The organism is Streptococcus sp. SG1 (genome assembly GCF_030439935.1).
Classification (GTDB): domain Bacteria; phylum Bacillota; class Bacilli; order Lactobacillales; family Streptococcaceae; genus Streptococcus; species Streptococcus gordonii.
Genome location: NZ_JAQFJC010000006.1, coordinates 153,873 through 179,603, shown reverse-complemented (window position 1 = coordinate 179,603; position 25,731 = coordinate 153,873). Strand labels below are relative to the sequence as shown.

The window sequence follows — 25,731 nt, the reverse complement described above, 5'->3', positions numbered from 1 at the left end:
GTTTGTCTGGAGTGAAAGTTACAGTTCCGTCTGGTGCAATCGTGTAAGTTCCTTGACCTGGAATAGATTTCTCTTTGCTTCCATCTTCGAAGGTTGGCTCAACTGTTTCATCGATTGGAACCAGTGGGTCGCCACCTTGGAAGGTTGGGGTACCTGTTTGTGGAACACCCTGCGGACCTGTGCTGGTTGCGTTAGTGCTCGTTGGAGTTACCTTAGTAAACTCTGGGCTGTAAGTCGCAGTAACTGGGGTGCCATTCTTATCCACACGTTTGACTGTGACTGGATCTGGGTTTCCGACAAACTGTTTGTCTGGAGTGAAAGTTACAGTTCCGTCTGGTGCAATCGTGTAAGTTCCTTGACCTGGAATAGATTTCTCTTTGCTTCCATCTTCGAAGGTTGGCTCAACTGTTTCATCGATTGGAACCAGTGGATCACCACCTTGGAAGGTTGGAGTACCAGTTTGTGGAAGTCCTTGAGGACCTGTGCTGGTTGCGCCGGTTCCTGTAGGAGTTACCTTAGTAAACTCTGGGCTGTATGTCGCAGTAACTGGGGTGCCATTCTTATCTACGCGTTTGACTGTGACTGGATCTGGGTTTCCAACAAACTGTTTATCTGGAGTGAAAGTTACAGTTCCGTCTGGTGCAATCGTGTAAGTTCCTTGACCTGGAATAGATTTCTCTTTGCTTCCATCTTCGAAGGTTGGCTCAACTGTTTCATCAATTGGAACCAATGGGTCGCCACCTTGGAAGGTTGGAGTACCAGTTTGTGGAAGTCCTTGAGGACCTGTGCTGGTTGCACCGGTTCCTGTAGGAGTGACCTTAGTAAACTCTGGGCTGTAAGTCGCAGTAACTTCTGTACCGTTCTTATCCACGCGTTTAACCGTTACTGGGTCTGGTTTGCCTACAAACTGCTTGTCTGGAGTGAAGGTTACTGTTCCGTCTGGCGCAATCGTGTAAGTTCCTTGACCTGGAATAGACTTCTCTTTGCTTCCATCTTCGAAGGTTGGCTCGACTGTTTCATCGATCGGAACCAGTGGATCGCCACCTTGGAAGGTTGGAGTACCAGTTTGCGGAAGTCCTTGAGGACCTGTGCTGGTTGCGTTAGTGCTGGTTGGGATTACCTTAGTCACTGTTGGTGTATAAGTTGCGGTAACTTCTGTACCATTCTTATCCACTCGTTTCACTGTGACTGGATCTGGTGTACCAACATATTGTTTGTCTGGCGTAAAGGTAATAGAGCCATCTGGATTGATGCTGTATTCACCTACACCCGGAACAGTCTTCGTTGACTGACCATCTTCGAAGGTCATTGGTTTCGTATCATCAATCGGAACCAATGGATTACCTTCTGTGAAGGTTGGGGTACCTTTTTGCGGTTGACCTTGGATACCATTTGAAGTGGCATCCGTTGAAGTTGGTGTTACTTCTTTCACTACTGCTTGGTACTTGACAGTAACAGGAGTGCCGTTGGCATCCACACGAGTCAATTCAAGCTCTGGTGTTTCACCCTTGAACTGTTTATCAGGAGTGAAGGTCACCTTACCATCTGCGTCCACTTCGAACTTACCAACATTTGGCACTTCTTTCACAGCTGTACCATTGTCAAATAGTGGAGTCGAATCAGCCGGGAATGGAACAGAGTCATGGCCTGGCGTGAAAGTCACTTTACCTTCTTGTACTTGACCTTGAAGCCCTTCTGTCTTATCACCTGTACCAGTTGGTGTTACTTTCGTAAACTCTGGACTATAAGTTGCAGTAACTGGGGTGCCATTCTTATCTACGCGTTTGACTGTGACTGGATCTGGTTTGCCTACAAACTGTTTGTCTGGAGTGAAGGTCACTGTACCATCTGGCGCAATTGTGTAAGTTCCTTGACCTGGAATAGACTTCTCTTTACTTCCATCTTCGAAGGTTGGCTCGACTGTTTCATCGATCGGAACCAGTGGATCACCACCTTGGAAGGTTGGGGTGCCGGTTTGAGGGACACCTTGAGGGCCAGTGCTGGTTGACCCAGTTCCTGTAGGAGTGACCTTGGTCACTGTTGGTGTATAAGTTGCGGTAACTTCTGTACCGTTCTTATCCACACGTTTCACTGTGACTGGAGCTGGTGTGCCAACATATTGTTTTTCTGGCGTAAAGGTAATAGAACCATCTGGATTGATGCTGTATTCACCTACACCTGGAACTGTTTTCGTTGAATGACCGTCTTCGAAGATCATTGGTTTCGTGTCATCAATTGGAACAGCCGGATTTCCTTCTGTGAATGTTGGGGTTCCTTTTTGCGGTTGACCTTGGATACCATTTGAAGTGGCATCCGTTGAAGTTGGTGTTACCTTGGTTACTGTTGGGGTATAAGTCGCAGTAACTTCTGTACCATTCTTATCCACTCGTTTCACGGTGACTGGATCTGGAGTGCCAACGTACTGTTTGTCAGGCGTAAAGGTAATAGATCCATCAGAGTTAATAGCGTACACACCTACACCCGAAACAGTCTTAGTTGACTGTCCATCTTCGAAAGTCAATGGTTTCGTATCATCTAGTGGAACTGCTGGATCACCTGCTGTAAAGGTTGGCTTACCGCTTTGTGGCTGTCCTTGCAGACCAGTTGAGGTATCATTTGTACTTGTTGGAGTGACTTTAGTCACTGTAGGTTGATAAACAGCTTCAGCAGTAGAACCATTCTTATCTGTCACACGAAGAGTTGCAGGAGTTGGTGTACCATAGAAATCAGGTGCTGGTTGGAAGCTAATATCCCCATTCGGTTGAACAGTATAGGTTCCTTGAAGTTTACCGCTAGCATCATGTACTGGTAAGCTGTTACCTTGTTGAACTTGTCCATTAACCACAAATTGTGGACCTTCTGGTGCAAATGGTACAGTCTCATTTTGTCCATTGATAGTTGCTTGACCAGGGGTAAAGGTGAGGTGGCTATCTTGCTTTTGACCTTGGAGTCCAGTAGTTTCTGCTCCTTGCCCTGTTGGAGTTGCTGCCTTAACATCTGCTTGGTAAGTAGCTGTTACTTCTGTTCCGTTCTTATCTACACGCTTAACGGTTTCTGCAGTTGGGCGTCCAGAGTATCCAGAAACTGGTTGGAATGTAACGCGGCCTGTACTATCCACCTTATAAGTTCCAACACCAGGAACCTCTTTTGTCGATTGACCGTTGTCAAAGGTTGGCGCAATTGATTCATCAATTGGAACACGGTTATCACCTGGAGTAAAGACCAAGTTCCCAGATTGTTCTGCCCCTTGAATACCTTCAGAACTTGCGTTTTGAGATGTTGGAACAACTCGGGTAACAGTTGGTTGATAAGTTGCAAAGTGATCATTACCACTTGCATCATTTACTTTTAATTTAATCGGATCAACAGTTCCTACAAATGATTTATTTGGGGTAAAGGTTACTCGACCTGTAGTTGGATCTAAGTTGAAGGTACCAACCTCTTTCCCACCTGATGTTGCAGGAATACTAGTTCCTGAGATAGGATCTCCATTTCCATCCAAGAAAGTAGCAGGATTACTTGCAGATGGTTGAACCGGTGTGTTGGCTGGATTACCATCTGTAAATGAGATGTCTTTTACTTGCGCTAAACCTTGGGCATCAGTTGAACGATGTTCAGTGTAATCAACTACTGTAGGAACATAACGAGCATCCATAGAATTTAGTGGCTGATTGACAACAGGCTCTGAATTATTTTTTGCAGTCCATTCAGTGCTTGCACCGTTGCTATCAAAGCGACGGATGTTAATACCTGATGTAGTCCCTACGTATCCAGCATTTGGAACAAAAACAACATCGACATTATCACCATTTGGCGTCACTTTGTAACGGCCTTCTGCAGTTGTATACCAACCTTCTGCATCTGCCGTTAATTCACGTCCATTATTATCTAAAACAACAGGCGCCTTATTAGTATCAATCGTTGTTCTAGCATTCTCGTCTTCTTTAGAATAACCACGAGATGTGAAGTGTAGGCTTGCTTGTTGTTGTTGATCGCGTAAGCCCTTGGTTTCCTTCTTCTCACCCTTTGGTGGGTATGTAAGGTTGACTTGTAAGTCTTCAACTTCACCACTGAAGGCTGTACCGGTAGGCTTCTCGATATCACCTTGATTCAAGGCAATACGAACACGCATCCCTAACTTCTTGACTGAGTCGTCATTCATTGGAGCATGATTTCTGAAAGTAACTGTGTAGTCTCCTTCAGAAGTGACTTCAGTAAACTCACTGGCTTCGTTCTCGTCAAATTTCCCGTTATTGTTAAAATCAATCCAAGCTCGAACATAGGCTTTTTCATTTCCATTAGCTGAAGCATGGAAACGAAGCGAATAATCACCATCACGAAGACGATCTGCTTGGAACAAGTCATGAGTCTTACCAACTAAGTCTGATGGTAAAAGCTGATCAATCCCTTCATCAGCGTGATCAGTGCTATCATCGTGAGTCCAATCGTTTCCTGAAGTTGTATCAATATCCGCAGGCTTCCGACCAAGATATGGTTGTGGATTTTGTGCTCCCGTAGCAGCATTGTAACCAGAAATAGCATGAACTGCATTTCCATAGCTTTCAGGCGCATCCCCAGTATCTACAACCATGAAACCAATCATAGCAGCTTGCTGACCAGAAGATGCAATATAAATACCTACCTCTGATGCTTCACGAGTCATCACAATTGGTACTGTATGATCCTTCGAAGTGTTAGGACCAAAGACTTGTGAACCTAAACCACCCGTTCTTTGATCAGGATTTGTAAATTTAGTCCAGTCAATTGTTGGAGTAGTCGCGTTATCACCAATATACTGACCAAGTCTGTTAGGATTCATAGGCGCATAAGTTTCGGTAATTACTTTACCGCTTGGAGAAACACGTTTCCATTCTGCTAGATGCTCCCAGCCTTGCCCATTTGTAGTAAAGATAGCATATTCACCTGGGTTAGCTTCTTCACCATCCGCCATAACGACGGTTGCTTTAACTGGCTTGTTAAGGTAAGTTGCTTCGACCTTAAACTTCACACCATAGCTAGCACCATTTTTAGGTACTTGTAACTGAGTCTTACGGCCATTAGTATCAATCCCCTGTTCACGTAGAGATGTCCATTGGTTCATAGGAGCACCAATGATTTTTGGTCGTGCAGAATCGCCTTCTTTAACTTGTCGATTATAGTCCGCAGGCACGTATCTAAACCATGTGTTTTTGGCATCAGGATCATAACTATTTTCATACTGAGTGCCTGCTACACGGTTACGATAAATCTCTGTAGAATGAAATGGTTTTAGTTCTGTAACTGTTAATTTAACTACATAGCCCGGAGAAATTTCTTTCTCATACACACTACCTACTTTAAGAGAGCCGTCGGTATCAAGATTTCTAAACGCCTGAGAATCACCAAAATCTAGCCAGTTGATCTGTTTCACTAGGTCTGCTGGTCTCTTCTTTTCAGAATCCGCTAAAGTTGGTTTTTCAATAGTATTATTTGGATCGCCATCTCGTAAACCTGTAGGTGTAGCGTCTCGACGTGCTCGACGAGAACGTGTAGGTTGTGTAGCTTCCCTAATCGCTACTGGTTGTTCTGTAGCTGTTGAAGTACTTACAGCTTCTGAGCTAGCTACAGTTGAAACTGGATTAGCATTCTCTGCAGGCTTAACCTCTGCAGGGGCAATTGGCTTCTCAGCTGAAGGCTGAGGTGTTTCAGAAGCTACTGGCTGCTCGTCCTTTGGTTTCTCATTAGACTCTGGAGCTGAGTTTGTAGGTGCAGTATTCTCAACTGATTGTGGTGCCTCAGTAACTGTAGTTGCTAAAGTAGTTCCTGAATTTTGTGAAGCTTCAGAAACTACTGGTGCTGTAGCAGTTGATGATGGTTCAGCAAGGTCGGTTCGAGCGACCTCATTTTGGACATTAGAAGCACTTGTTTCATCAGCGCTAACCTGACTTGCCGCCCCCAAAAGAATCAAGGTTGACAAGAGCACAGAACAAACACCAATGTTTAGTTTTCGAATAGAAAACTTACGCAGGTGTGGATTAAACAAATCTTTTCCCATAATGATCTCCTAACTATTAATTATATTCCAAGCTATTATACAGCATTTTTTTCTGTTTGGCTATATAAATACACTAAAAAATTAGATTTTCGATACTTTGAAAGGGCTCAGCAAACATTATATATTACAGACCATTATAAAAAGAAATTGTCTAGCCTATACTTGACAGTATGAACATTAGAAATGAATTGATACAATTTACTTACTTGATCTATAAAATCGCATTGATTAAATCCCTATTATTCTCCTTTATCTTACAAAATAAAAGCCCTGACCAAACGAACCTAAATTTAGGCTGCTGGCCAAGGAATTTATCTTATTATTCTACTTGATCAATATCTTCTTTCATTTCATCCATATTGAATTTGGCAAATAGATAGTCACGATCCTGAACAGGGAAACGTTGATCTAACTGGTCAATTGCTCCAAGTTCAACAATACCCTCTTTGATTACAAAGTCCATGACATGTCCACCGAAGCTTAAATCGTCTGATACAAAATGAAGATGATAACCTGCTAAGCTGACTCCATGAAAAATCTCTGGTGTCCAGATACCAACGATTGTCCCAGTTACATTTTCCTTGCTGTATTCAGGTTGGTTAACAGCAACTTCTGCAAACTTTCGGTCTGACGTTGACTTAGGAATCATGCGAACTCGCATATGAGAAAAGTCGCCATGAATCTTGATGGAACGAAAAAGATTTTCCCCATCATAATAGGACTCAATTCTCTCCTCCAGCTCCTTATCATTCATTTCAAAACGCTGGCGGAAAATCACCTCTGCCTTGTGAGGAACGACCGCTGCATATGGAACTGTCTCTGACGGATCCACCTCAACTACTTCTGGCACCTCTCCAGATCCTTTGGCTTGATAGGCCTTGCCATTTAGAACTATCAACTCCCCGTCAATAGAATCCAAAGTACCTATACCTAAATCACCATATTGAAGCAACTCACCAATCGTCATTGTCCCACCATAAAGACCTGACATCAAGGCACCCAAAGTATTATATTGAAATAATTTAACTGGTTCAAACATTTTTAATCCTCTACTCTTCTTTCATCTTCTCTTATAAAGCAAAATTAGTATAACATAAAATTTTATAATTGCAAAAAACATATCTACATGATATGCTTTTACAATTTATTATAAATATTTTAATAGTCTAGACTATTATAAAATTCTTGCATTACACTGTCATCCGGCACCAGGCTCAAATAGTGCTGAGCTTCTTGTTTGGCTCTTTCAAGCTCGCCACATTCTCTCAACAGGTAAATGTATTCTTCTAAAAATTCTGGATTATCTCGTAAGTCCCTATGCAATTCTCCATAGAGCTCTCGGGCTTTTTCTATGTCCTCTAAGGCCTGATAACTTCTAGCTATGTTCCATCGAGTCAACACATTGTCCCAATCCTGATCCTCCAAATCAAGAATATCTTCATATCTCTCCTGTTCTAGATAAAGGTTAGTCAGGCGCAGAGCTATCTCTTCTAGATCATCAGCATTATCCCAGGCATCTAATAGATAGCTCTCTGCTTTTTCAGTATCATGAAGTTCGTAGGAAACTTGTGAGGCTAATAGTGCTAGTTGGCTATCAAACGGATTTTTATTCAAGCCTTGCTGAGCCATGAATAGAGCCTCCTCAGCTCGATGGTCTGCATGAAGAGACAGTGCATAGATATATTCATAACCTTCGAAATCCGGTGAAAGAGTATCCAATTGCTTGAAGTAGAGATTCGCCTTCTGATAGTATTCCTGATCGTAAAGAATCACAGCTAATTCAAATACTGTAGATTCGTCATATTCTAATTCGATAGCCTTTTGAAGAAATTCAATGGCAGCTTCAAACTTTCCTAAGCTGGCATAGCTCACCCCTATTCTCTGGTAGGTTGAGATCCCTGTCTGCTCATAAATCGTCCGATTATCAAGACTGGCATATTCTTTGATCGCCTGTGTGAAATTGCCTAATTCAAAATCTATTTCAGCCATTCCAAAAGTAATGATAGGATCGTCACTTAATTGACTGGCTTCAACTAGTTTCTCACGCGCCACATCAGGCAGACCTTCCATCTGATATAAATCTGCCTTAATCAAAAGAGCATTGACATACCACGGATCGTTCGAACTGATTTCTTCCAAGTAGCCAAAAGCTTCCTCTAAGTCTCCATCTTCACTTGCAATAGCTGCCAAATTTAGATTAACCTGCGGATAAAGGGGAGCCAGTTTATTATAGATACGCTTGGCTTGTAAAAAGAAGCCAATACTTTCTAAATATTCTCCTAGGTCCAATAAGATAGAATCACTATCCTCTAACAAGGCTTTTTCAAACCACTGTTCTGCTTGCACTAAATCCTGAGCCTCAATGGCAGACAGCATTTTTTCACTATTGTTCACTTACTTCTTCCTCTACTTCATCATCATACAAACCACTCACTACTTTGTACCACTTAAAGATAGCTGTAATCACCACTTTTGCAGAAGCGTAGACTGGAATTCCCAATAAGACACCCCAAATTCCAAACATTGATCCAGATGTTAAGAGTACAAAGAGAATAGTAATCGGATGAATACTTAATTGACTACCTAAAATAAGAGGAGAGACAAAACGTCCTTCTATTGTTTGCTCCACAATAAAGACAATGATAACTTTCAAGAGCATAACAGGTCCCGCAATCAGTCCCAAAACAAGCGCTGGTAACATAGCCAAAAAGCTTCCTAAATACGGAACCAAGTTGAGGACTCCAGCCACGACTGCCAAGGTCACTCCATAGCGCAGTCCAATGATCTTAAAGAGAATCATAAACATAAAGGCAACAATGATTGCAACAGTTATCTGTCCGCGAACGTAATTCGCTAACTGACTATTCACGTCGGACAAAACTTGACCAACCGGCTCACGTAATTTCTTAGGTAGGAACTGAGTTACATAGCCTTTCAAATTTTTCCCATCTCGAAGGAGGTAGAATAGAATGAAAGGCATAATAATGACAGCAACAATAACTTGAGAAGCAGCACTGACAAAATGACTAGCCCAGTTAACCGCACGAGCAGAAAAGTTACTTGCCCAAGTCGTTAATTGAGAAGAAATATTCTCTGTAACTTGCTCAATCTGCGGACGAAACTCTTCAGACAGGCGACTATCCAATAAATCATCAATTATTTTTTTAGATTGCTTGAGATAAGAAGGCATGTTTCTAAAAAAACTCACAATCTGAGCCTGAAGGTTTGGAATGACAACCGCCAAACCCCAAATCAAAAGCACGGTAATCAATACAAAAACAATCGTAATTGCTACAAGACGATTGATCTTCCGCTTTTCCATCATGTCTACCAGAGGATTAAGCAGATAATAGAGCAAACCTGCCAGAATCACTGGTAACATAATAACTGAAATAAACTCAATAATAGGGGTGAAAATAAAACTAATTTTACTCAAGACCAAGAGATTGAGTCCAATCAATAAACAAACTAAGAAAACCGTAATGGCTTTATTATCTAAAAACCATCTAAAAAACCAACTCATGCTAAATTCTTTTTCTTTTGGTTCCATCCTTCTCTCCTTTTCTTTTATCTTCTTATTGTAGCATTTTTTACAGAAAAACACCCGACGAAACTAAAGAAAAAAGAGAGACTGATAAAGCCTCTCTTCCTTTTCATATATTCTGTCTTTTGACTATTCTATATTTCCTAGCTTACTTTTGCAGCCAGGCTAGTAGCGAAATTCTCAAGATTTTCGATATCATCTTCTTCTGCTGATAAATCAACCTTAACATTTTCAGCACCTTTTGTTGCACCAGTTGAAACGAAAACAGCATCAAAGTCATCTACTGCTTTACAGAATTCGTCATAGAAAGTATCACCTGAGCCAACGACACCATAAATCTTATCAGATAAATCCAAATCAGCCAAGTCTTCATAGAAATCCATGATTTCGTCAGGTAATTCTCCATCACCGTACGTATAGGTCGCCACAATAGCAATGTCTGCTTCTAGAAAATCTGAAGCATCAACTGTCGTACACTCATCAACATCAACATCTAAGCCTAAATCTCTTAACTTATCAGCAACGATATCAGCGATTTCTTCTGTATTACCTGTCATACTTGCAAATACAATTTTTGCTAAAGCCATAGTTTCCTCCAAAATATCTTCTATTGATAATTATAGCACATATTTTTCATTTTAAAAATAGAAATCTTGTGTTACAATTAAACAATAACTCTAAGCAAGAAGGAACGATTTTTTCTATGACAATTCAACATCAAATCTTACAAAAGATCAAGGAATATAAAACGATTATCATTCATCGCCATGTAAATCCGGACCCTGATGCTTTAGGTAGCCAAGTCGGTTTACAAAAGCTCCTTCAGCTAAATTTCCCTGAAAAAACAGTTAAGGCAACTGGATACGATGAACCAAGTTTAACCTGGCTAGCCCAGATGGATGATGTCTCAGATCAAGATTATGAAAACTCCTTGGTTATCGTATGCGACACTGCTAATACAGCTCGAATTGATGATAAACGTTATCCAAATGGATCATTTCTGATTAAAATAGACCATCATCCTAACGATGACGTTTATGGTGATTTAGCGTGGGTTGATACCAATTCAAGTAGCACCTGCGAACTAATTTCTTTATTCGCTTTAGACAATCACCTAAAAATGGATGCATATATCGCTAAACTCCTCTACGCTGGAATTACTGGTGACACGGGACGCTTTCTTTATCCCGCTACTACCGCTCGGACCCTACAAGTCGCTAGTCAATTAAGAGAATTTCCCTTTGATTTTGCTACGCTGGCTCGGAAAATGGACTCTTTCAGCTACAAAGTTGCTAAGCTGCAAGGCTATGTTTACGATCATCTTGAACTTGATGAAAATGGAGCTGCACGTGTCATCATCACTCAGGATTTACTAAAAGCACACAAACTTACAGACGCTGAAACTGCAGATATTGTTGCTACTCCTGGTCGAATTGAAGACGTCAAGCTGTGGGGAATCTTTGTTGAACAAGAAAGCGGTCATTACCGTGTACGATTGCGCAGTAAATTCATTCCAATCAATGAAGTCGCAAAAAATCATCATGGCGGAGGACATCCCTTAGCTAGTGGCGCCAACTCCTATTCACTAGAAGAAAATGAAGAAATTTTCCAAGAATTAAAAGAATTAGCCAAAAAGCAAAGAAAATGAGCGAAAAGGCTTGTCAAAGCAAATGAAATTTGATAAACTATCAAAGTAACTAATCTATGGCTCGCAAAGAGACCATGGCAGAAAGGAAATTTTTAAAAATGAGAAAAGATATTCACCCAGAATACCGTCCTGTTGTCTTCATGGATACTTCAACTGGTTACCAATTCCTTAGTGGTTCAACTAAGCGTTCAAACGAAACAGTTGAATTCGAAGGGGAAACTTACCCATTGATCCGTGTTGAAATTTCATCAGACTCACACCCATTCTACACTGGACGTCAAAAGTTCACTCAAGCAGATGGACGTGTGGATCGTTTCAACAAAAAATACGGTCTCAAATAAGAACATCTATTCAATACATTCGATTATTGAATTCAAGCCATTTCCGATTAGTCGGAAGTGGCTTTTGTTTTGCTTTTAGTAATATAAAACTCCCCCCATCTAAAAGATGGAGGAAGTTCTCGGTTAAAGGAATAGACCATTATATTCATTTATTTTATTTATAATTAAACACCCAATAATATGTACCATCGCCTGCTTGTACACAGGCAACAGCACCTTCTTTGGCATCAGGGTTTAGAATCAATTCTCTATTTCCTGAGTTTAGCCATTTGTTAGCAACTACTTCAGCATTTTCTTCTCGACGGAAGGTGATACCAGCGCTACTATCATAATTGATAGAAAGTTTCTGAGCTGTTGGTAAAGATTGATTGTTATAAAGTTCATCGGACCATGTTAGTTCTTGTAAGCCAAGTCTTCTACGTTCCGCATTTATTTTTGCAAAAGCTGCTTTAGCCTTATCAATATTTGGGAAATTCGATTCTTCAGTTTTTTCTACACGATAAATAAACTTCATATGACCAAATTCTGTTTTTTCATATCCTTTGACGCTACTTGTCAAATAAGCTGTCAAAACGTAATCTCTGGCCCAAGCATGATCCACCGCTTGATTAAAGACATCTTCTTCTTCAAGCTCATATGTGACTTTACAGTCATAGCCTGCATTATCAATCATTTTTGGTGCAAGATGTTGCTGAACATAAGAGATGAATTCTTCCTTGCTCTTGAACGGAAGAGGATCTCCTGCTTTACCAGTACCAACTAGATTCTCTGAGTATAGTTTAACTGTAGAAGCATTATCATCATAATTATATTCATCGTCCTTTGGATTAGAATGATTATTTGGGTCAAGAGCAGGATCGTCTGGATCCGTTCCATTGAATAGTTTCCAGCGGTCGCCCATCCACTTGTAATATCCATCAATACCATCAGGGTTTTCGTCTCCTAGATGGACTCGGTAATAATAGATACCATTATCATCTACAAAGCGAGGATCACTCTTCATCCGAGGATCATCAGGTCTGTAGAGAGGTTTTGGCAATTTACTATAATCTATATTTGGATTTGGTGCCCAGTCAGGCTTCTCTGGCTTAGGCGTTTCAGGATCTGGCTTAGGATCTGGAGTCGGATTTGGTTCTGGAGTTGGATCTTCTGCTTTCTTAACATAAACCCACTTACCATTTTCATAGTAATAGTATGAACCATCATCCAACACATAATAGTGATAGCCATTTTCATAACGATAATGCGGATCATTTTTCAGTTTATTAAAGCCATCCTGGTAATAGAGTTCCCACTTACCATTCTTGTAGACATAATAGTCTCCGTTCTGGTTTTTATAGTAGTAATTTCCATTCCAATAAAAGACATTATAGTTATACCATGGATTGTAATAACCAGGGTATCGACCGTAATTATAGTTATTTCTGACGCGCGGATTATAATAGTTAAATCCTGGACGATAACGAGAATAAAAAACGTCATTATGTTCCTCTGCCTGAGCAGTATTTGTAGCAAGAAAAGCTAATACTAAGGCAGAACTAAAGATCATCACTCTTGATAGAGATTTTCTTTTTGATTTCATTACCTTTACTCCTTTGTAATAAAAACAATGATAGTCTACTCCTCCTCTATATAATATTCTATCCCCATCTGATCTCTTAGTCAAACAAAAACATAAATATTATCCTATTCTTTTTGTGTTTTTTGCATATATACTATTGAAGTTTTTGAACAAAAATCCCTTAAGAATTTAATCTTAAGGGATTTTCTAGTTAATTAAGTGAAATCATTAGGAAAAGATTGATTATTTGTAGTTGTAAGTCCAGTAGTATACACCGTTTCCATCTACGACTGTCGCTACAGCTCCTTCAGTTACGTTTGGATCAAGAAGCAATTCTCTCAAACCACTGTTTGCCCATTTCTTAACGACAGTAGCTGCATCTTCATCACGACGTCCGACAAAGCCTGTGCTATCGTACTGACGCGAAATTTCGTTTACTTTCGGAAGTGCTTGGTTTTGATAAATATCTTCTGACCAAGTCAACTCTTTCAAGCCTTGAGCTTTACGAGTCTCATTGATTTTAGCGAAAGCTTCTTTCGCTTTTGAAACATAGTCGTAGTTTGTATCGTTTGTTGCTTCAACACGGTAAACAAACTTCACATAACCAAATTCTACGTCACTGTATTTCTTGTCCTCAACACCACTCTTGAGGTTTGCAACCAAGACATAGTCCTTAGCATATGGGTTTTCTTTGGTCTTCTCAAAGATATCTGCATCTTCGATTTCCCACTCAACTTTAGCATCCCATCCAGCATTATCAAGGAATTTAGGATTCATTTTTTCGATAACGTATTTCTTGAACTCTTCAACGTTCTTGAATGGCAATGGTTGACCAGCTTTGGCAGTAGTTACCAAGTTTGTTGAGTAGAGTTTCACGCTAGAGTTTTGATCACTGTACATGTACTCATCATCAGCAGTATTTTCGTGAAGTTTTGGATCAAGAGCTGGATCGTTAGGATCAGTCATACCTTGAAGTTTCCATTTTCCACCAATCCACTTCCAATATGGTGAATAACCTGTACGCTCTGAGTTAGATGGTACATAGTAGTAATGTGTGCTACCATCGAAGTAGTAGTTTTTATCATTCTTAAGGGCTTTATCACCTGGTTTTCCTGGTGGGTAAACCAATTTTGGAGTTTGTCCATTTGGTGCCCAAGCTAAATGTTCCAAACCTTCAGCTGGTTTTTCAACATAAGCAGGAATTTGGTTTTCACTAGGTTCATCAGTTGTCACCAATCCTGAATTTCCAGGAACTGCTGGTTGTTCTGGTTGCGCTGGTTTTGGATCTTCTGCTGGTTGTGCTGGTTTTGGATTAAATGGATCAAACTCACTATCAGCACCGTTAATTGGTGGATTTTCTGGTAAATCAACACTTGGAGTTGTTGGTTGTTCTGGTTTTGGTTCAGCAGGTGTAGTAGGCTCTTCAGGCTTATCGCTAGGCGCTGGAGTTGGAGCCTCAGGTTGTGCTGGAGTTGGAGTTGGAACTTCAGGTTTTGGATCCTCTGCAGGTTGTGCTGGTTTTGGATCTTCAGCTGGTTGTTCTGTACTTGGAGTTTCCGGCTGAGCTTGAGGTGATGGAGTTGTTGAATTGTTGGTTGAATTCTTAACCAATACCCATTTACCATCTTGGTAATAGTAATAGTCACCATTTTCTAATACATAGTAATGGTAGCCATTTTCATAACGGTAATGAGGATCGTTTTCCAAATTGTTAGATGATGAGTTGTTGTTGCTATTGTTTGTCAACGGTTTCCATTCACCGTCACGGTAAATACGGTAGCTACCATCGTTCATACGGTAGTAGTGATTACCATTCCAGTAGATATAGTTTTCATCGTTTACTAGGTTATTGTAGTTGTTCCAACCATTGTAACCATAATTATTGTAGTTGTAACCATAGTTATTGTAGTTGTAATTTGGATAGAAATAATCCCAAATATTAGAACCTAAATAATAGTTGTTGTAACCATAGCCATATCCGTAGCCATAGTTGTTGTAACCATAGCTGTAGTTGTTGTAACGAGAGTTACGACGACTGCTATGACGACTAGTACGGCTGTTAGTTACTGTATTACGGCGACTTGTGAAGCCAGTATTCCAGTAATTAACACCTGGTTGGTATAAGTTACTATAGCGAGAACTATAACCATAGTAGTCAGCGGCCTGAACAGTATTTCCAGAAAAAGCTGGAATCACTGTTGCTGCAGCTAAGACTGAACAAGATAAAAATCTTAAACGTTTCGACATTATAATAAACCTCCAAAATCATTCATTTATCTTTTAGAATGATCTTATATTTTAGACGTGCCATGACAAAAAATAATTCTTCAGTAAACAAGATATCTTGGACATAAAATCTTTAGATCAAAATCAATCATGTTTTAATCAGTCAGTTTCACACAAACTTCTTAGACAAATAATTTGACAAAAAGAAAAACTATCCGATATCAATATTGCTAAAAAATTCTTTTTTATGCATATTTCACATCGACCTAAACTATAACACAAAAATTTAGGCAAAGCAAGAAATTTGTTCTTATTTTCAAAATTATTTTTTTCAATATTGTTCTTAATGTAATTCTATTTTTTATCTATGTTCGTTTTTGTTTTATTTTACATGCAATTTTCTGATATTTTAACAGTTAACCCTATTTTATATTTTCAAACAAGACAGTAAGCGCTTTTATAGTTTGATCTGTGAAGCTATTTCATACAAAAAGGTATTATAGCTATAAAACAGTGTTTATTTTTGTTTTATACATAAAACAAAACATGATTTTAATATATCACTAATTTTTGAAAGATTTGTTATTTTAAATATTTATCCAAAATAGAAGAATATTACATTCTTATAAATACTTATTTTAAGGCCATCTAGATAGACTCGTTTATTTTTGCTTACAAATGCAAATAATAAATATGCTTGAACAAAGTAGACATTTCTGTTTGTTTGAAGAATAAAAGAAAATATGGTATCTTAACTGCAGTAACACTTCTCTATGTGAAATTTTTATTTCACTTCAGCTGAAACCTTTGAAGGAGGAAAAAATGAAACGTCGCTCGCTATTCCTTATACAACTTTTATTGTTAGTTGGTCTATTAGCAACTTTAGTGATACAAGATGTTATTTCTATTCAAGCCCAACAGATTCGACCGCAAATCACTAATCACACAGATGGACAGTGGATTAAAGATAAGAATGGTTGGCGGTACAAATATCCAGATGGTAGTTTTCCCAGAAATCAATGGCAGCAAATTAATGGAAGGTATTATTTCTTCAACGTCAACGGCTATATGCTGACTGGCTGGCAAGAATTAGATGGTTTTGGATATTACAAAGAAAGATCTTGGTATTATTTCGACCCAGAAAATGGAGATATGAAAACTGGATGGCAAAATATCAAAGGTAAGTGGTACTATTTTGATCCTACTGAAGGTTATATGCTAATTGGAGTCCAGCAGGTTGGTGAAAACGGTGAATGTTATTATTTCCATGATAAAAATGGAGATATGCAGACTGGATGGCAACAATTAACAGGTGCTGGTAACCACGAAGGCCCAGCCTGGTATTATTTTAATCCAACAGACGGAAGCATGCTCACAGGCTGGCAAAATATTCAAGGAAAATGGTATTATTTTCAACCGATTGATGGCTATATGCTAACAGGACTTCACCAAATAGGAGATGCTGGAAAATCTTATTATCTTAATCCAGTAAACGGGGAAATGTTAACTGGTTGGCAACAGATCGCTGACGAATGGTATTACTTTGCAACTGAAGATGGATCCATGTTCTCAAATGCTTGGCAGGGTTCATATTACCTTAAAGAAGATGGAAAAATGGCTCACAGTGAAACTCTTCTAATCAATGGCAAACAATATACCTTTAATGAACAAGGTCTTGTAACTACCAATCCATAACTAGAAGATCCACTTCTCTTTATTTAATCCACTTTAGAACTCGATTAAAAAAGAAGTCTGATATAAAACATCAGACTTCTTTTTTGTTCTTAATAAATCAATTGCTGAATGACTAGAACATGGCTTTCTTCCACACCATATAAACTGTGAAGTTCATTGGGCTCCATTGTAAGAAAAGTTCCTGGAAGCATTTGAACAGTTTCACCTAAAGCTGTAAAATCTACCTTACCTTCCAAACAGACAACTGTCACTAGTGCATCAGCCTTATGTTCAGGAATTTCCTTCCCCTTTGCTAAATGAAGATGACGGATCAAACGACCTCTTTCTTCGACGGGAGTTTCAACAACATCAATAGATGGATCAATTTTGTAAAACTTCATAAATCTGTCCTCCTTGTTTTTTTTTATAATGACCTATAGAAAAGACGAAGCCACATTCGATCAATCTTGATAATCTCCTCCGGTAATACCAAAGTATTCTTCTAATGATTTACCTGAATCAGCAATCTCCTTAGCTTCCCGTCCAATATAACGCAGATGCCAGCTTTCTGGCATGTAGCCTGTTGAAGTTTCCTTACCTTTTAAGAAGCGCACAATGAATCCATAATTGGAGGCATTATCCAAAAGCCACTGACTGGCACCGGGTTCTTCCAGCAGATTTCCTTCTGTATCAATCAGGTCAAAGGCTAAACCAGACTGGTGTTCACTGTATCCAGGTCTGGCTGAATAACGATCGGCAGCCTCCTTTCCATCTCGATTGACATAATTTTGGTAAAGTTCCAGCTGAGTATCATAACTACGAAAGCCACTGTATTGGTCGCTGACAGCATATCCAGCGACTTGCATATCCGCAATCAACTTAAGTAAAGCTGCCTTGGCAGTAGAATTTTCTCCAGGATTGTAATGAGAAGAGAGAGGGTACTTTTTATTTACAATCAGGATTTCCTCATACTTTCCTTGTAGACTATAATAACTTCCATTATAAGAAAGACTAGTATCCTTTTGTTTTTCGGTTATTTTCTTATCTTTTGCTTGATTTTCTACCTGTTGAGTGTCCGAAGTCGATCCCGAGGTTTTGGAATTATCTTTCTTATCAGAAGAACAAGCAACTAATGTAAAAGCAGAGAGACCAAACAACAAACAAGCTGTTGTTTTCATTTTCATGGAAAAAACCTCCATTCACAAAGCATGAAAAACAAGAGAAATTCTTAACTACATTCTACAAAAAGACCACCAAAATTTCAATAAATTTTAGTAGTCTTCTGAAAATTTCTATTGCGTCAATTCATCTGGATAAGCTTCTACTCCGCCCTCCACATTGGTCACTTGATAACCTTTAGCCTCCAAAAATTCACACGCCCGTGCAGACCGACCTCCTTTTTGACAAATAACATGGTAGGAAATCTCTTTGTCCAAGCTAAGATAGTTTTCTGCCAAGCCACTAAGAGGCAAATTGCGAGCGCCAGCTATATGCCCATTCGCAAACTCATCTACTTCACGAACATCAATCAATTCAATCTTTTCAGTCTGTAAAAGACCTTGTAATTCTTTTGCACTAATCTTTTTCATCATGCTTCTCCTATTTATTTTCATTGATAATCACAACCTTACCAAAACCTGTCTTCTCTTCAATATAAGCATGAGCTTCGGGCACTTCTTCCAAGGAAAAAACGCGCCTCGGGGAAACATCTACTTGGTATCGGTCAATATAGTCAAACAACTCATCCATCAATTCTTGGTTGACTTGAGCTGAATGAAAGGTCGTCATAAAACTATTATTCTTTATTTCTTCAATTGGGTTAAAGCCTTCTAGCTCCCACTGTCCTCCTAAGAGACCAGTTACACAGATAATTCCGCCCGGAGCAATATGATCAAATGAATCCTTAATAGTCGATGGACCTACCAACTCTAGAATTTTATCGAACTGCTCCTCAGTCTCCAAACGACCATCTTGATCAATAACAATGTCATCATAAGCTTGATGCTTAAGTAAAAATTGTTTAGAGCCACTTCGAACCGAACCAACGATATGAACATCAGGAAACTGTGCTTTGGCAAGGCGAGCAAAAGCTAGACCAACACCACTGGTTGCCGCCCGAACTAAAATATTATCTTCGGGCTTAATATGCAAATTTTTTAAAGAGCCAAGAGCCGTATAATAGGTCTCGGGAACTGCGGCTAGCTCAGCCCAAGACAGACTGGTTTCGACAGGATAAACTTGGTCATTTGGCAGGAGAACGTACTCAGCATATGAGCCATCGTAAGCTCGACCCATTTCTCCCATGATGGAAACTACTTTCTGACCAATCTCTAAATCTGTCCGGGTCGTCTCAGCTACCTGGCCAACACATTCAATGCCTAAAATTCTAGGGAAGCTAACACTAGGTGACAAGCCTTGCCGTGTAAAGATTTCTGAATGATTTATTCCAAATCCTCTAACCTTAACCAAAGTCCATCCTTCTCGTAATTCAGGAATAGGTCTCTCTTCTAATAGAAGTTTTTCTGGTCCTCCTGGTTCATAAATGACAATAGCCTTCATTTTTTTCATAGGATCACCTCCCTTTTTCTGGATAGTGTAACTAATCAAACTTAGACTTAACTTAACCGACAATGCTTATGGTGGAAACCAAAAGCTATAAGAGGCACTGGAAGGCATTTTATATTTGAATCCATCACCACTATACTAAGACTTCTTTTAAATTCCAGATAGTACTATGGTCTCACTCATACTTCTTCTTTTTCAACTCGCTCCAAATTCAGCAGAATTTTTTCTAGACAACTTTCAAAATCTTTTGCTTCTTCTGGTAAAAAATCTTGATATATGATTTCTGTCATTTCCTTAGAAATTCGATCATAATCATCTTTCAGACTCTTAGCATGATCTGTCAAACAAATGACTTTCCTGCACTTATCCTTTTCATGGGGACAGCGTTCAACCAGATTCATCTCCATCATCAGCTCCAACATCTTAGTTAGAGTGTTTAGTGTAAGCCCTGTCTTGTTTGCTAGTTGCGTTTGGCTCAGTTGATCTTGCTGCCACAAAGCATGAAGAATCGGTCCTTGTTCACCATTAAAATCCTGAATCTCTTGGTCTAGTAATATTCGATTCATCAGTCGGTTGGATAATCTGTGGATCTTCCCGATATAAAAGTCACAGTTAAGCTTTTTGGTCATTTCGCTTCCTTTATAATATTAATATATATAAGTATTTTCTAATTATATTAAATAGAATAATAGCTGTCACAGATTTAGTTTCCACTGTAAAACACTTACAATCCTGTTAAGAAGCATTTCATTATGACAAAAAACTAGTTTGATCAGAAACTGGTTTATTACTACTTATTTTTTCTTTTAGCTTTTGGGGCGGGAAGCTCATCAAACATAGCTTTAAATAAGGTGGTTAGGTAGTCTTTACTGTCCAAATTGTCTACCAGTAGCATTTCTTTAGCACCTGGGTAAGGAGACACCAACACAGCTTCAGACATATATTTCTGAGCCGCTTTGACTGGTTTGATCAAGAGCTGATCATCATAGATGCCACCGACTATTTTCCCTTTGTAATAAATAATATACTCCCCCATCATAGCCCGATAGCTGATCTCATCTAAATCAGATAACTGCTCCAAAATGAAGAACAAATATTCTTTGCTTGAGGCCATCTTCTGCCCTCCTCTTCTGTTTTAAATAGTCCGCAATCTCAGAAAAAGCTGACTAAAGCTCTAAGATTTCATAAGAATATCCCAAATCTTGCAGGAACTTAAACAAATCTATTGTAGAGACAAAGATGGTCTTTTCATTGGTATTGGGATGGAAAGTCATGATATCCTCTGATACAATGTCCTTATCAAAATAAACTTGAATGTCCTTCTCCTCATTGTTAAGCAGGCCAAAAGGTGATACCGTTCCTGGTGACAACTGCATTTTTTCATAGAGGGAATCCGCTGAAGCCATGCGAATACGGTTGGCTGAAACTAGCTCTTTAAATAGGTCCATATCCAGATTTTTCTTGTCATCCATAATCAGAAGATAATACTGGGTTTTCTTCTTGTTGGTCAAAAACATGGTCTTAGTCCGAACGCCTTCCATGCCTTCAATATAGCTATCCGCCTGCTCTGTCGTAAATGCAGGTGGGTGCTCCACCACATCAAAAGTGATCCCCAACTCTTGCAACTTGTTAGCCACTTGTTGATATGCATCCATAGTTTTTCCCCTTTATTGATGAATAATCTTTTGTACTAATGCTTGCAATTTTGGCACTACTTCAGCCTCAAACCAAGGATTTTTAGCCATCCAGATTTGGTTGCGGGGCGATGGATGAACTAAAGGAAAAAAGTCAGGCAAATAGTCTTTATAACGTTGGACCGTCTCAGTCAACTTGATATTTCCTTTTTGATGCAGATAGTATTTCTGTGCATACTGACCAATCAAAATAGTCAGCTCAATATCTGGCAAAAGATCTAAAATAGGTTGATGCCATTTATCTGCAAAGTCCTTACGAGGTGGTAAGTCCCCAGACTTTCCATGACCTGGGAAATAAAAATCCATGGGAATCACTGCAAACAAACCAGAATTGTAAAAAGTATCTTCGTCAACTCCTAACCACTCCCGCAGACGATCACCACTTTTATCCTTCCAGTAAATACCAGCAGCTTCTGTCTTCATCCCAGGAGCTTGTCCGATGATATTGATACGGGCAGTCTTTGGCGCTGCAAAGAGCGGTTCGATTCCTTTATCCGTATATTCTTTATTTTGAGGATCTGCCATAATGGCTTGTTTAATAGTTTCAATCTTTGACATAAGAACTCCTTCTATGGAAAAACTCAGCCAGAAAAACTGGCCGAGTAGTAGATTATTTGATTAGTTCGTAGATAGCTTCCGCATAAATAGCCGCAGCACGGAAAAGATCTTCAACATCTGTAAATTCGTTAGCTTGGTGCATAGTGTTGACATAGTCTGGGAACATAGCACCAAAAGCCACACCACGCTTCAAAAGACGGCCAAAGGTTCCACCACCAATGACTTGCTCATGTCCCTTGAGACCTGTTTGTTTTTCATAAACACTCAAAAGAGTTGCTACCAATTCATCATCTGCTGGGACATAGTGCGGAGTGTGTCCGTGCTCAGACAAACTCACTGATACAACACCAGTGACTTTTTCAAGACCAGCTTGAATCGTTTTTGGATCAGTACCTTGAGGGTAACGGATGTTCAGAGCAATAGTATTGTCAGCCTTAGAACTGTCAAAATGGAAGACACCAGCATTCATGCTAAGAGCACCCATTTTAGCATCCGTATAAGCAATTCCTAACTTTTCACCAGTAAAGTCCTCGTGCAAAACTCGAGCTGCTACTTGCAGATAAGCCTTGGCATCACCACCAAAGTCAAATTGGTTCAACAAGAGGGCCAAGTAAGTCCCACCATTGATCCCATCTTCAGGAGTTGATCCATGGGCAGATTTCCCAATGATCGTAATGGTATAAGTTTCTTCATCAACAGTTGAGATTTCGTACTGAAGTTGGTGTTCCTTGGCAAAGGCATCTAAGAGACCAGCAAGATCTGGTAATTGTCCAGATACAACTGCTGTTGCAGACTCTGGCACCATATTTTCACGGAGGCCACCTGTAAAGCTATGAAGTTTAGCATTCCCAGTGTTGTCATTTCCAAAATGGAGGTACTCGGTGATATTCCCTTTTTCTCCGTTAATAATTGGAAATTCCGCATCTGGTGAAAAACCAAAGTCTGGTTCAGGCAGACCAACATACTTGAAATAATAGTCCATGTCTTGCCAACCGGATTCCTCATCAGTCCCCACCACAAAGCGAACGCGCTTAGATACTGGCAATCCTAAATCTTTGATAATTTTCAAACCATAGTAACAAGCCATAGTTGGCCCTTTATCATCTGATGAACCACGCGCATATAGCTTACCATCAATGATTTCAGGTTTGTAAGGATCTGTATTCCAGCCACTTCCAGCAGGGACTACATCCATGTGGGCAAAGATTCCTAGTTCTTCTTCACCCTCGCCAAAAGTAAAGTGACCAGCATAATTGTCTACATTCTTGGTTTCATAGCCATCGCGCTCAGCGATTTCTAAAAACTTATGCAGGGCTTGAACAGGTCCAGGTCCAAAAGGATGTTCCTTATCCGCCTTAGAGTCATCCCGCTCTGAGTTAATTTCCAAAAGGCTGAACAGATCGGCCAAGAGAGATTCTCTGCGTTTTTCAACTTCTGCTTTAAAATCAATTGTCATTATATTACCCCAATCTCTAATTCGATTTAAATCAATACAGCTGTATCAACGTTTTTCAATGATTTCGTCAACTGGCAAACGATAGCTAGGCTCTAATTTGTCATCAGTATAACCAACCGTAATCAAGAGTTCCGGACGGAAACGCTCATCAATCTCCAAGACTTCATTAATCTTAGATTTATCAAACCCTAAAATAATGTTAGATCCGATACCTTGGTCGGTTAAAGCCAGAACGAGATTCATAGCTACTAGACCAGCATTAAGGGCCAAGTAATCACTCTTTTGTTGGTCGCTATAGCGAGCAAACTCAGCCGGTAGATTCTGCATGTAGAATTGAAGCTGCTCATCAGAGAAATTTTTAACTCCAGCCACACGTGCAATCTTACGAGACCGCTTGGTCAAATCAGTATCCGTATAGAGGGCAATGGTTACTGGTGCTTCTTTAACCTGATCTTGGTTAGAGCCAAAAGCAATTTCTGCTAAGTCTTGATTGCGTTCTCGTACTACTACAAATTTCCATGGCTGGCTATTGTGGGCACTAGGTGCCAAAGTCGCAATTTCAATCGCTGTACGGACATCCTTTGGATCCACAGGCTTATCATTGAAATGCTTGGTTGCGTGGCGCTTTTTATTGAGTTCTAGAAATTTCATAGGTCTCTTCCTTTTCTTAATATACTAGCTTCATTTTATCATATTTTGTAAGAGTTTGCAGAGGTTTTTCATTCTCTATTAGATAGAACTATCAGCCCTTGCTACTTAATAAGATTATTCTGTCGCAGAGCTTTCGTTTTCTCCATTCTGGCTACTTGAATCTCTCAAGCCCTTTATTAAATCACTGTAACTAGAGCTTCTTTCTTGCTCAAAAACCTTGTTTAAATTTTGATCTATCTTGGGTATTTCCACTTTTGGTTCAGGTTTGCGAAGGGTCAATTCAATGGCGCCTAGAAAAAGAACAAGAAAAAGCACCAAGAATGTCAAACCTGTCTCCTTTTTAGGAAGACGACTTTCCTTTATCGGAAGACCTTTCCAACGAGGATACTGCTTCAAAAATCCATTGATTTTCAGCCCAGTGATATAGAGCGTCAAAAAGCCATACACGGTAATAAAGAGAAGCAAAAAACTATGCACAGATACCCGACTAAACTGAATTCTCATTTTAAAGGCTTTATAGCCTGCTCCAGCCATATAAACCTCTATGACAAACGCCAAAATCATCAAGATAAAGAAAATCAGAAACTGCAGTTTCCACAATTTTCTCAGTCCTAAATACACTTCCTTATCTGCTTTTTCTTTCGCGAGCACCTTATTCTTTTTTCTTGCTTGGGTTTTAATTTGATGGATTAGTTGAGATTTACTCTTATTAGAACTTGATGGTTTTTGATCCTTTTTTAGATGACTAGCAAAATATGTCTCAGCGACCTTTATCACTTTTCTAAGATTTTCCTCAGTTAACTCATAGGGATAACCAAATAAATCCCAATAATCTTTCAAGTCTGCTTTATTTGGCCTAGTCACGTGAAGATAAAAATGCCTGCCAATCAAAGTAATAGAAAAGATTGCCGAATAAAAGTTGGATTTTGCAAAAAAATCAACCTCATAAAGACTACCATCCTCCATCATCTTGGTCGTTTCAAAAAAAGAAACCTCCTTTGTGAAGCTTGTGCTAATAATCCTCTGTACTTGTAAAACCTTGGCCCTTGCAGTATCAGGTTTAAGAGGAACAGTCAAAATGAGCTCAGAGACGGTCATTGAGTCAGTTAATTTTTCTTCACACTTTTCCAAGTCATCTTCTATAAACTTCTTAAATTCACTCAAGAAAGAAGCCATATTTGAGGAGGTTAAATCAATCGGCTGATGCAACTGCAAACCTTGACTTTCTATGCCGGCCTTGAGAGGAAAAATATCTCTCACGATAAAATATTGTTCTCTTAGCTCAAGGGTAAAAGAAGCCTGGTAGTGAGGGAAGAGAGTCGTAATAAGAGCTTTATAATCCCCATCCTTTTGGTCAGATTTTTCCCAGCAGTTGGTTCTCGTTTTCCCCTCAAAGACATTAGCAATCATTCTTTCAATGCCTTTAGACTTCAGATGGACATTTTTAGGACTCAGAGGCTCAGAAAAAATCAATTCTGGTTGATCTAGGTAGAGCTTAATTCTTTCCAGTCCTTCCTTTATACTTTCGCGATCATACTTATACTGAATCGCGTATTTTTCCTCTCCCCACTTTAGTATCAAATCACTACCATCAACTAAAATATCTAATCTATCCTGATAGTCCTCAAGCTTTATCTCAAATAAAAAGATCGGACAATAGGGACCCAGGACATTCTCTTTAATGTCTAGTATTTTGAATTTATCTGTATAAATACTCTGAAGTTCTTCTCGAATATCTTGTTCCAAATGATCTCTATGTTTGTCAAAATTTAAGGTCAT

21 protein-coding genes are annotated in these 25,731 nt (G+C 39.4%); 3 read left to right on the top strand and 18 right to left on the bottom strand.

Annotated elements, in window-relative coordinates; all coding sequences use genetic code 11:
* The 5 genes from PCY06_RS06875 to PCY06_RS06855 all read right to left on the bottom strand — a co-directional run.
* On the bottom strand, positions 1-6,034 hold a 6,034-nt coding region (locus PCY06_RS06875), incomplete at its 3' end, for a CshA/CshB family fibrillar adhesin-related protein (RefSeq protein ID WP_301389693.1).
* 319 nt (positions 6,035-6,353) lie between these two features.
* Positions 6,354-7,073 (bottom strand): acetolactate decarboxylase, encoded by a 720-nt coding sequence (gene budA / locus PCY06_RS06870; protein ID WP_082307722.1) that lies wholly within the window; start codon positions 7,071-7,073, stop codon positions 6,354-6,356.
* A gap of 119 nt (positions 7,074-7,192) precedes the next feature.
* The gene (locus tag PCY06_RS06865) at positions 7,193-8,428 is read right to left on the bottom strand and encodes a tetratricopeptide repeat protein (protein WP_061595802.1); all 1,236 of its coding nucleotides are present in this window, start codon (positions 8,426-8,428) and stop codon (positions 7,193-7,195) included.
* Complete coding sequence (locus PCY06_RS06860) at positions 8,418-9,584, bottom strand: AI-2E family transporter (RefSeq protein ID WP_045773735.1); 1,167 nt, start codon at positions 9,582-9,584, stop codon at positions 8,418-8,420. The genes PCY06_RS06865 and PCY06_RS06860 overlap by 11 nt, the downstream gene beginning before the upstream one ends.
* Positions 9,585-9,721: 137 nt before the next feature.
* A complete protein-coding gene (locus PCY06_RS06855; RefSeq protein WP_082307723.1) occupies positions 9,722-10,165 on the bottom strand; it encodes a flavodoxin in 444 nt (147 codons plus the stop codon).
* A 116-nt stretch (positions 10,166-10,281) separates the two neighbouring features.
* Between PCY06_RS06855 and PCY06_RS06850 the strand changes: the two genes are divergently transcribed.
* Positions 10,282-11,226 (top strand): bifunctional oligoribonuclease/PAP phosphatase NrnA, encoded by a 945-nt coding sequence (locus tag PCY06_RS06850; protein WP_082307724.1) that lies wholly within the window; start codon positions 10,282-10,284, stop codon positions 11,224-11,226.
* Positions 11,227-11,324: 98 nt separating this feature from the next.
* Positions 11,325-11,567 (top strand): type B 50S ribosomal protein L31, encoded by a 243-nt coding sequence (locus PCY06_RS06845; protein ID WP_002895374.1) that lies wholly within the window; start codon positions 11,325-11,327, stop codon positions 11,565-11,567.
* 154 nt (positions 11,568-11,721) lie between these two features.
* On the opposite strand, the gene PCY06_RS06840 is transcribed toward PCY06_RS06845, so the two are convergent.
* Positions 11,722-13,149, bottom strand: a complete 1,428-nt coding sequence (locus PCY06_RS06840) for a CAP domain-containing protein (protein ID WP_082307725.1) — start codon at positions 13,147-13,149, stop codon at positions 11,722-11,724.
* A 222-nt stretch (positions 13,150-13,371) separates the two neighbouring features.
* Positions 13,372-15,375 (bottom strand): cell wall protein, encoded by a 2,004-nt coding sequence (locus PCY06_RS06835; protein WP_082307726.1) that lies wholly within the window; start codon positions 15,373-15,375, stop codon positions 13,372-13,374.
* 801 nt (positions 15,376-16,176) lie between these two features.
* Here PCY06_RS06835 and PCY06_RS06830 point away from each other — a divergent pair.
* Entirely contained in the window at positions 16,177-17,049 is an 873-nt protein-coding gene (locus tag PCY06_RS06830) for an N-acetylmuramoyl-L-alanine amidase family protein (protein ID WP_082307727.1), read from the top strand.
* Between the two features lie 89 nt (positions 17,050-17,138).
* On the opposite strand, the gene PCY06_RS06825 is transcribed toward PCY06_RS06830, so the two are convergent.
* From PCY06_RS06825 to PCY06_RS06775, 11 genes are all read right to left on the bottom strand, one after another.
* Positions 17,139-17,429, bottom strand: a complete 291-nt coding sequence (locus tag PCY06_RS06825) for a cupin domain-containing protein (protein ID WP_045773740.1) — start codon at positions 17,427-17,429, stop codon at positions 17,139-17,141.
* Between the two features lie 60 nt (positions 17,430-17,489).
* Positions 17,490-18,206 carry an LD-carboxypeptidase LdcB/DacB gene (ldcB, locus tag PCY06_RS06820; protein ID WP_082307800.1) on the bottom strand — a complete coding sequence of 239 codons (717 nt, stop codon included), beginning with the start codon at positions 18,204-18,206 and terminating at the stop codon, positions 17,490-17,492.
* A 114-nt stretch (positions 18,207-18,320) separates the two neighbouring features.
* Entirely contained in the window at positions 18,321-18,635 is a 315-nt protein-coding gene (locus tag PCY06_RS06815) for a rhodanese-like domain-containing protein (protein ID WP_082307801.1), read from the bottom strand.
* Positions 18,628-19,596 (bottom strand): zinc-binding alcohol dehydrogenase family protein, encoded by a 969-nt coding sequence (locus PCY06_RS06810; RefSeq protein WP_082307728.1) that lies wholly within the window; start codon positions 19,594-19,596, stop codon positions 18,628-18,630. The genes PCY06_RS06815 and PCY06_RS06810 overlap by 8 nt, the downstream gene beginning before the upstream one ends.
* Before the next feature lie 176 nt (positions 19,597-19,772).
* A complete protein-coding gene (locus tag PCY06_RS06805; protein ID WP_082307729.1) occupies positions 19,773-20,222 on the bottom strand; it encodes a MarR family transcriptional regulator in 450 nt (149 codons plus the stop codon).
* A 161-nt stretch (positions 20,223-20,383) separates the two neighbouring features.
* Entirely contained in the window at positions 20,384-20,707 is a 324-nt protein-coding gene (locus PCY06_RS06800) for a TfoX/Sxy family protein (RefSeq protein ID WP_008808942.1), read from the bottom strand.
* Positions 20,708-20,759: 52 nt separating this feature from the next.
* Positions 20,760-21,248 carry a prolyl-tRNA synthetase associated domain-containing protein gene (locus PCY06_RS06795; protein WP_008808943.1) on the bottom strand — a complete coding sequence of 163 codons (489 nt, stop codon included), beginning with the start codon at positions 21,246-21,248 and terminating at the stop codon, positions 20,760-20,762.
* 12 nt (positions 21,249-21,260) lie between these two features.
* Positions 21,261-21,845, bottom strand: a complete 585-nt coding sequence (locus PCY06_RS06790) for a uracil-DNA glycosylase family protein (protein WP_082307730.1) — start codon at positions 21,843-21,845, stop codon at positions 21,261-21,263.
* Positions 21,846-21,897: 52 nt separating this feature from the next.
* Positions 21,898-23,301: a dipeptidase PepV gene (pepV, locus tag PCY06_RS06785; protein WP_061595812.1), complete on the bottom strand. Its 1,404-nt coding sequence runs from the start codon at positions 23,299-23,301 to the stop codon at positions 21,898-21,900.
* A 45-nt stretch (positions 23,302-23,346) separates the two neighbouring features.
* Entirely contained in the window at positions 23,347-23,952 is a 606-nt protein-coding gene (locus PCY06_RS06780; protein ID WP_301389687.1) for a nitroreductase family protein, read from the bottom strand.
* Between the two features lie 114 nt (positions 23,953-24,066).
* A complete protein-coding gene (locus PCY06_RS06775) occupies positions 24,067-25,731 on the bottom strand; it encodes a hypothetical protein (RefSeq protein WP_082307732.1) in 1,665 nt (554 codons plus the stop codon).

Excerpts from the sequence above, each read along its gene's own strand:
- PCY06_RS06855 (WP_082307723.1), bottom strand. The coding sequence starts at position 10,165 with ATGGCTTTAGCAAAAATTGTATTTGCAAGTATGACAGGTAATACAGAA.
- pepV (WP_061595812.1), bottom strand. The coding sequence starts at position 23,301 with ATGACAATTGATTTTAAAGCAGAAGTTGAAAAACGCAGAGAATCTCTC.
- PCY06_RS06780 (WP_301389687.1), bottom strand. The coding sequence starts at position 23,952 with ATGAAATTTCTAGAACTCAATAAAAAGCGCCACGCAACCAAGCATTTC.
- ldcB (WP_082307800.1), bottom strand. The coding sequence starts at position 18,206 with ATGAAAACAACAGCTTGTTTGTTGTTTGGTCTCTCTGCTTTTACATTA.
- PCY06_RS06835 (WP_082307726.1), bottom strand. The coding sequence starts at position 15,375 with ATGTCGAAACGTTTAAGATTTTTATCTTGTTCAGTCTTAGCTGCAGCA.
- PCY06_RS06775 (WP_082307732.1), bottom strand. The coding sequence starts at position 25,731 with ATGACCTTAAATTTTGACAAACATAGAGATCATTTGGAACAAGATATT.
- budA (WP_082307722.1), bottom strand. The coding sequence starts at position 7,073 with ATGTTTGAACCAGTTAAATTATTTCAATATAATACTTTGGGTGCCTTG.
- PCY06_RS06860 (WP_045773735.1), bottom strand. The coding sequence starts at position 9,584 with ATGGAACCAAAAGAAAAAGAATTTAGCATGAGTTGGTTTTTTAGATGG.
- PCY06_RS06810 (WP_082307728.1), bottom strand. The coding sequence starts at position 19,596 with ATGAAAAAAATGAAGGCTATTGTCATTTATGAACCAGGAGGACCAGAA.
- PCY06_RS06830 (WP_082307727.1), top strand. The coding sequence starts at position 16,177 with ATGAAACGTCGCTCGCTATTCCTTATACAACTTTTATTGTTAGTTGGT.
- PCY06_RS06825 (WP_045773740.1), bottom strand. The coding sequence starts at position 17,429 with ATGAAGTTTTACAAAATTGATCCATCTATTGATGTTGTTGAAACTCCC.
- PCY06_RS06790 (WP_082307730.1), bottom strand. The coding sequence starts at position 21,845 with ATGTCAAAGATTGAAACTATTAAACAAGCCATTATGGCAGATCCTCAA.
- PCY06_RS06800 (WP_008808942.1), bottom strand. The coding sequence starts at position 20,707 with ATGGCCTCAAGCAAAGAATATTTGTTCTTCATTTTGGAGCAGTTATCT.
- PCY06_RS06840 (WP_082307725.1), bottom strand. The coding sequence starts at position 13,149 with ATGAAATCAAAAAGAAAATCTCTATCAAGAGTGATGATCTTTAGTTCT.
- PCY06_RS06845 (WP_002895374.1), top strand. The coding sequence starts at position 11,325 with ATGAGAAAAGATATTCACCCAGAATACCGTCCTGTTGTCTTCATGGAT.
- PCY06_RS06795 (WP_008808943.1), bottom strand. The coding sequence starts at position 21,248 with ATGGATGCATATCAACAAGTGGCTAACAAGTTGCAAGAGTTGGGGATC.
- PCY06_RS06850 (WP_082307724.1), top strand. The coding sequence starts at position 10,282 with ATGACAATTCAACATCAAATCTTACAAAAGATCAAGGAATATAAAACG.
- PCY06_RS06805 (WP_082307729.1), bottom strand. The coding sequence starts at position 20,222 with ATGACCAAAAAGCTTAACTGTGACTTTTATATCGGGAAGATCCACAGA.